8 protein-coding genes are annotated in these 6,328 nt (G+C 53.9%); 3 read left to right on the top strand and 5 right to left on the bottom strand.

Annotation, left to right across the window (positions count from 1 at the left end):
* Both RT340_RS21160 and RT340_RS21155 read right to left on the bottom strand, forming a co-directional pair.
* Nucleotides 1-1,925 (bottom strand): efflux RND transporter permease subunit (locus tag RT340_RS21160; RefSeq protein ID WP_313377658.1); only part of this gene is annotated, 1,925 nt, incomplete at its 3' end.
* A gap of 17 nt (nt 1,926-1,942) precedes the next feature.
* Entirely contained in the window at nt 1,943-3,133 is a 1,191-nt protein-coding gene (locus RT340_RS21155) for an efflux RND transporter periplasmic adaptor subunit (RefSeq protein ID WP_034828153.1), read from the bottom strand.
* A gap of 142 nt (nt 3,134-3,275) precedes the next feature.
* On the opposite strand from RT340_RS21155, the gene acrR reads away from it, so the two are divergent.
* Nucleotides 3,276-3,914: a multidrug efflux transporter transcriptional repressor AcrR gene (acrR, locus tag RT340_RS21150; protein ID WP_097117479.1), complete on the top strand. Its 639-nt coding sequence runs from the start codon at nt 3,276-3,278 to the stop codon at nt 3,912-3,914.
* Here acrR and rsmS read toward each other — a convergent pair.
* The 3 genes from rsmS to RT340_RS21135 all read right to left on the bottom strand — a co-directional run bounded on the left by rsmS (nt 3,911) and on the right by RT340_RS21135 (nt 5,011).
* The gene (rsmS, locus tag RT340_RS21145; protein WP_064511361.1) at nt 3,911-4,066 is read right to left on the bottom strand and encodes a pleiotropic regulatory protein RsmS; all 156 of its coding nucleotides are present in this window, start codon (nt 4,064-4,066) and stop codon (nt 3,911-3,913) included. The genes acrR and rsmS overlap by 4 nt on opposite strands.
* A gap of 12 nt (nt 4,067-4,078) precedes the next feature.
* Nucleotides 4,079-4,324: a hypothetical protein gene (locus tag RT340_RS21140; RefSeq protein ID WP_313377657.1), complete on the bottom strand. Its 246-nt coding sequence runs from the start codon at nt 4,322-4,324 to the stop codon at nt 4,079-4,081.
* 174 nt (nt 4,325-4,498) lie between these two features.
* Nucleotides 4,499-5,011 carry a primosomal replication protein gene (locus RT340_RS21135; protein WP_313377656.1) on the bottom strand — a complete coding sequence of 171 codons (513 nt, stop codon included), beginning with the start codon at nt 5,009-5,011 and terminating at the stop codon, nt 4,499-4,501.
* Nucleotides 5,012-5,068: 57 nt separating this feature from the next.
* Between RT340_RS21135 and RT340_RS21130 the strand changes: the two genes are divergently transcribed.
* Together RT340_RS21130 and apt are read left to right on the top strand one after the other, a co-directional pair.
* Entirely contained in the window at nt 5,069-5,449 is a 381-nt protein-coding gene (locus tag RT340_RS21130) for a DUF454 family protein (RefSeq protein WP_097117477.1), read from the top strand.
* A gap of 153 nt (nt 5,450-5,602) precedes the next feature.
* Nucleotides 5,603-6,154: an adenine phosphoribosyltransferase gene (apt, locus tag RT340_RS21125; protein ID WP_097117476.1), complete on the top strand. Its 552-nt coding sequence runs from the start codon at nt 5,603-5,605 to the stop codon at nt 6,152-6,154.
* Nucleotides 6,155-6,328 lie beyond the last annotated feature (174 nt).

Raw genomic sequence — 6,328 nt, 5'->3', positions numbered from 1 at the left:
TTCAGGCTGGCATCGCCACGCTCATCCCACGGTTTCAGGCTGACGAAGGCAATACCGGTGTTCTGACCACGACCCGCAAAGCCAAAGCCGTTAACGGTAAATACCGAGTTAACGCTGTCTTTCTCTTTGTTCAGGAAGTAATCGGTCACCTGATCCAGCACTTTCTGCGTACGTTCCTGGGTTGCACCGGCTGGCAACTGCGCCTGCGCCAGTAACAGACCCTGATCCTCTTCCGGCAGGAAGGAGGTAGGCAGTTTCAGGAACAGATACGCCATGCCGACCACGATCACCAGGTAGATCACCAGATAACGACCGGTGCTACGCACGATGTGACCCACGCTATCCACGTAGTGGTTGGTGCTCTTGTCGAACAGGCGGTTGAACCAGCCGAAGAAGCCAGTGGTTTTACCGTGATCGCCTTTCTTGATCGGTTTCAGCATGGTGGCACAGAGTGCCGGCGTCAGAATCAACGCCACCAGTACTGACAGTGCCATTGCGGAAACGATGGTGATCGAGAACTGACGATAAATAACCCCGGTCGAGCCGCCGAAGAAGGCCATCGGGATAAATACTGCGGACAGCACCAGGGCAATACCCACCAGCGCACCCTGAATCTGCTCCATCGAACGTTTCGTCGCTTCTTTCGGCGGTAAACCTTCTTCCGCCATCACACGCTCAACGTTCTCTACCACCACGATGGCGTCATCCACCAACAGGCCGATGGCGAGTACCATCCCGAACATCGTCAGAGTGTTTATCGAGTAACCAAAGGCACTGATAATCGCAAACGTACCCAACAGCACCACCGGCACCGCAATGGTCGGAATCAGCGTGGCGCGGAAGTTCTGCAGGAACAGGTACATCACCAGGAACACCAGCACGATCGCTTCAAACAGCGTTTTCACCACTTCGAAGATCGAGATCTTCACGAACGGCGTGGTGTCGTACGGGTAAACGGTTTTCATGCCAGCCGGGAAGAACGGCTGCAGTTTGGCCAGCTCATCTTTCACCGCTTTGGCGGTATCCAATGCATTCGCACCGGTTGCCAGTTTCACACCGATACCCGAAGCCGGTTTGCCGTTGTAGCGGGCGATGATCTCGTAGTTTTCACCACCGAGTTCAATCTTCGCCACGTCACGCAAGCGCACCTGTGAGCCATCCTGGTTCACTTTTAGCATGATGTTGCCGAACTCTTCGGTATTGGTCAGACGGGTCTGCGCAATGATCGAGGCGTTCAACTGCTGGCCAGGCACGGGCGGTGTACCCCCTAACTGACCGGCGGCGACCTGGGTGTTCTGGGTGCCCAACGCACTGATGACATCGACCGGCGTCAGCTGGTAGTTGTTCAGTTTGTGCGGGTCGAGCCAGATGCGCATCGCGTACTGCGCACCAAACACCTGCGTATCACCGACGCCAGGCGTACGGCTGATCGGGTCTTTGATGTTTGAAGCAACATAGTCAGAGATATCATTCTGCGTCATGCTGCCGTCATCACTGACAAAGCCCGCTACCATCAGGAAGCTGCTGGAGGATTTTTTAACCTGAATACCTTGCTGCTGTACTTCCTGCGGCAGCAGTGGCATCGCCAGCTGCAGCTTGTTCTGTACCTGTACCTGCGCGATATCGGCGTTGGTACCGGACTGGAAGGTCAGCGTCAGGGTTAAAGTACCGGACGAGTCACTGCTCGAGGCCATATACATCAGGCCATCGATGCCGTTCATGTTTTGTTCGATAACCTGGGTTACCGAATCCTGCAGCGTTTTCGCATCAGCACCCGGGTAGGTTGCCTGGATTTCAACGGCCGGCGGCGCAACATTGGGATATTGCTCAATCGGCAAGCTGATAATTGCAAGAGTACCTGCCAGCATAATGATGATGGCAAGCACCCAGGCAAAAATGGGGCGATCGATAAAGAACTTAGCCATGTATCAGTGGCTCCTGTTTAGGACGATGATTTAGCAGACTGTGATTCCGGTGCTGCTTTGGCATCATCTTTGACTTCTTGTGGTGTCACCTGCGCACCTGGCTTGGCACGCTGAAGACCGACGGTGATCACGCGATCGCCTTCTTTCAGGCCATCCGTTACCAGCCATTTGTCACCAAATGCCTGATTAGCGGTGATATTACGGACTTCCACTTTATTATCTGCGCCCACCACCATCGCAGTTGCCTGACCGGTTGGGGTACGGGTTACGCCCTGTTGCGGTACCAGCAGTGCGGTTGGGTTGGTGCCTTCATCCAGACGCGCACGCACAAACATCCCTGGCAGCAGGCGATGGTCCGGGTTCGGGAAGATGGCGCGCAGCGTGATGGAGCCGGTGGTTTCATCCACGGTCACATCAGAGAATTCCAATGTGCCTGTCTGCGTGTATGCGTTACCGTTTTGCATCAAGAGCGTGACGTTGGCTTTGCCGTCATTCTGTTTCAGCTGACCGGATTCCAGTTCTGCGCGCAAACGCAGGAAATCATCACTGGATTGGGTCACATCGACATACATTGGATCGAGCTGCTGCACGGTTGCCAGCGCAGTGGTTTGACCGCTGGAAACCAGAGCGCCCTCAGTGACTGACGATTTACCAATGCGACCGCTGATCGGCGACGTCACTTTGGTGTAAGCCAGATTGATGCGGGCGGTTTCCACATTGGCCTGGGCTGCCTGAACGGCTGCAGCCGTCTGTGCAGCGGTGGCCGCCGCGGTGTCATAGTCCTGCTGACTGATGTACTTAGTACCCAGCAGCGGCTTATAACGTTTGATGGTTAACTGCGCGACGTGTGCATTGGCTTGCGCCTGTGCTAAATCGCCTTTGGCGCTGTCATAAGCCGCCTGGTAAGTTGCCGGATCGATCTGATACAGGGACACGCCTGCTTTGATATCCGTTCCTTCCTCAAAATTACGCTTCAGAATAATGCCTGACACCTGAGGGCGTACTTCTGCCACGCGGAATGCCGAAGTACGTCCTGGCAGTTCGGTGGTAATTTTCAAAGGCTCGTTTTTTAACGTCACAACACCCACTTCTGGGGGCTGCTGCTGGGCGGCTTGCTGGGATTTATTATCATCACATCCTGTTAACACAAAGCTGCCTGAAAGCATCAGGACGGCCGCCAGAGGCGCTAATCCTCTGTTTTTATTCATAAATAAACCTCTAGTGTCCGATATCAAATGATCAATGGATCACAAACCGATAAACCCATTGCTGCGTTAAAACACGGGTCGTGCTATGGTACATACATTCACAAATGTATGTAAACTTGCCAGTTTGTAAAAAAAGTCCTCTATGGCACGAAAAACCAAAGCGCAAGCACTTGAAACGCGGAACCAAATTCTGGATGCCGCTTTAGCACACTTCTCTGAACACGGTGTGGCTGCCACATCCCTGGCAGATATCGCAACAGCGGCCGGCGTCACGCGCGGTGCTATCTACTGGCATTTCAAAAATAAAGCCGATGTTCTGCATGAAATCTGGCTTCGGTGTGACGCTGGGCTTGACGATGTGGAACTTGAGTATCAGACAAAATACCCGGACGATCCACTTTCTGTTATCCGTTCTATGTTGATCTATATCCTTGACGCCACAGCAAAGGATCCACAAAGACGCGCATTAATGGAGATTATCTTCCATAAATGTGAATTCGTTGGCGAAATGTCGACATTACAGGATATGCGTCAAAGTTTACTGCTTGAGTGTTACGACCGAATTGAATTGGTGCTACGTGAGTGTATCGAAGTGGGCCAGTTGCCTGCGGGATTGAACACGTTGCAATCGGCGCGTCTGATGTGCGGTTATATCAATGGTATGATGGAAAACTGGCTGTTTAACCCGCAGGCGTTTGATCTGGCGGCAGATGCGCCGCAGTTGGTGGATGCCTTTATTGATATGCTGCGGCTCAGTCCCACTCTCTCTTCGGCGCGTTAATTAACGCCCTCTGCCGCCTGTTTCTGCTGATAATCGCGTTGGACAATCGCCAGCGCGGCTAACACGGTTGCGGTAGGCACCTGGTTCTCTTCCAGCAGTTGTATCAAATCCACTGCCAGTTTGATCTCATCGGATGCAGTTTCCAGTGACATAATCTCTCCTGGTTAATTACGTAATTTTGCCGCCACCAGCAGCATCAAAATGGAACCCAGCAGTGCCACCCCAAAGCCAGCGGGGTGCAACGTCGCTAAATCACCCGTTGTAAAATAAGTCGCGATGTAACCCCCAATTAACGCACCAATCACGGCCAGCACCAGCGTCGGAACAAACCCACCCGGCCGACCGGGAAAAACCATGCGCTTGATGCAGCCAGCCACCACGCCAATCGCTATCCACATAATTAGGGTCATGATTTTCCTCCTTCATTCATAGGGGGAGTATATATCCTAAATAATTTCAGGTGCAGGCAAGTGGCAAAGGAATGAACCCGCAAGCGCTTACTCAGGTAAGAGATGGGGGGAATGAGCGTAGCCAACACACCTGCCGTGTGAAGTATAACGGGTATAGAGGCAAGTGGGCGGAGATTACCGTGCTGGGCCTGACATTTCTAGTTTGTGCATCGCATGGTGACAGCGTGCCAGCCGCTCGTGCAGCACTTCGATATCGCGGATCAACTGCTGCTGCACGCTGAGGGTTTCGGCGCGCGCCAGATGTTGCTCACGTTGTTCGATCATCGCCAGCAAGCGCGTTTCATAGCCCTGATACTCTTCGCGCTTCGACTGGCGCGGATCAACGCGAGGACGCTCACGCGGGGTGCGCAGTTGCTGGCTCTGGCATTCGCGTTGCAGGGCGGCAATCTGGTCCAGCACTTTCTCCGCCAGCCACTGGCGGCGCATCACATCAGTATCAGCTGCGCCAAGCTGGGTTAAATTTTGCTCCAGCTCAGCGAGATAATCAGCGAGCCGCGTGCCTTTGCAATGGAACAGTTGGGCGTCAAAACGGGGCTGTCGGCATGCACCATCGCGTTGCTGTGCGATTTGCTGTCGTAGCTGATCGACAATGGCGAGCAGACGTTGATGTGCGGGCGGTTGGGGCATCACTCTGATTCCGACTGTGTTAACGTAGCACAGTTCCGATTTTATCAGGCATCAGGCATGCAACGAATTTTTCTTCTGTGTCTTGGCTGGCTGGCGATTGTGCTGGGCACGCTGGGCATTGTATTACCTTTGTTACCGACCACGCCATTTGTGTTGCTGGCCGCCTGGTGCTTTGCCCGTTCGTCACCGCGTTTTCACCACTGGCTGCTGTGGCGCTCGCCGTTTGGTCGCTATATCCGCCACTGGCAACAGCATCGCGCCATGCCGCCCGGCGCCAAAGGCCGCGCAATGTTGCTGATTGTCATCACCTTTGCCGCTTCTATTTATCTGGTTAACATGCTGTGGGTGCGGATTATGCTGGGCATCATGTTGTGCGCGCTGCTTTTGTTTATGTGGCGTATCCCGGTAGTGGCAGAAAATGCTGACAGCGGCGATTAAGTGCGGCAGGGTTGCATTTAGACAGGTATTTGCATAGATTTGGGCATCTTCGTGCGTGGCTTCCCTTTTTAAACGTCTTCGCTTAACCCGGTTTCCGGGTATTGGCGCTGTCGGATGCTGCGCGTATTAGATATTTTTCCAGGCGTAACACTTATGACCGCAACTGCTCAGCAGCTTGAACTCATCAAAAACAGCATCAAAAGCATCCCTGACTACCCTAAGCCGGGCATCCTGTTCCGTGACGTCACCAGTTTGATGGAAGATCCGCAGGCCTATGCCGCGTCGATTGCCATTCTGGTTGAACGCTATCGTAACAAAGGTATCACCAAAGTGGTGGGCACCGAAGCACGTGGCTTCCTGTTTGGTGCACCGGTGGCACTGGGTCTGGGTGTCGGTTTTGTGCCGGTGCGTAAGCCGGGCAAGCTGCCGCGTGAAACCTACAGCGAGAGCTATGAGCTGGAGTACGGTTCTGATGCGCTGGAGCTGCACAAAGATGCCATTAAGCCAGGTGATGTGGTGCTGGTGGTGGACGATCTGCTGGCCACCGGCGGTACGCTGGAAGCCACAGTGAAACTGATCCGCCGTGCCGGTGGTGAAGTGAAAGATGCTGCGTTCGTGATCAACCTGTTTGATCTGAGCGGTGAAGCGCGCCTTAACGCGATCGGCATTGATTGCTACAGCCTCGTGAATTTCCCCGGCCACTAAGGCCCTGTGCGCCGCTGGCCTTGGCCATCGCGGCGCATTTCATTGCGCGTTCCTGCCGTCGTACCTTGGTATCAATATCTGATAATTCGTACCGCTCAAGCGGATGCGCGATGAAATTCAGCGCCTGCAGCGCGGGTATAGGCATATCCTGTTGTGGCTGTTAGACTACTGCCC

The sequence above is a fragment of the Pantoea sp. CTOTU50773 genome (assembly GCF_032082325.1).
GTDB classification, from domain to species: Bacteria; Pseudomonadota; Gammaproteobacteria; order Enterobacterales; family Enterobacteriaceae; genus Pantoea; species Pantoea communis.
This window is presented reverse-complemented; position numbering and strand designations above follow the sequence as displayed.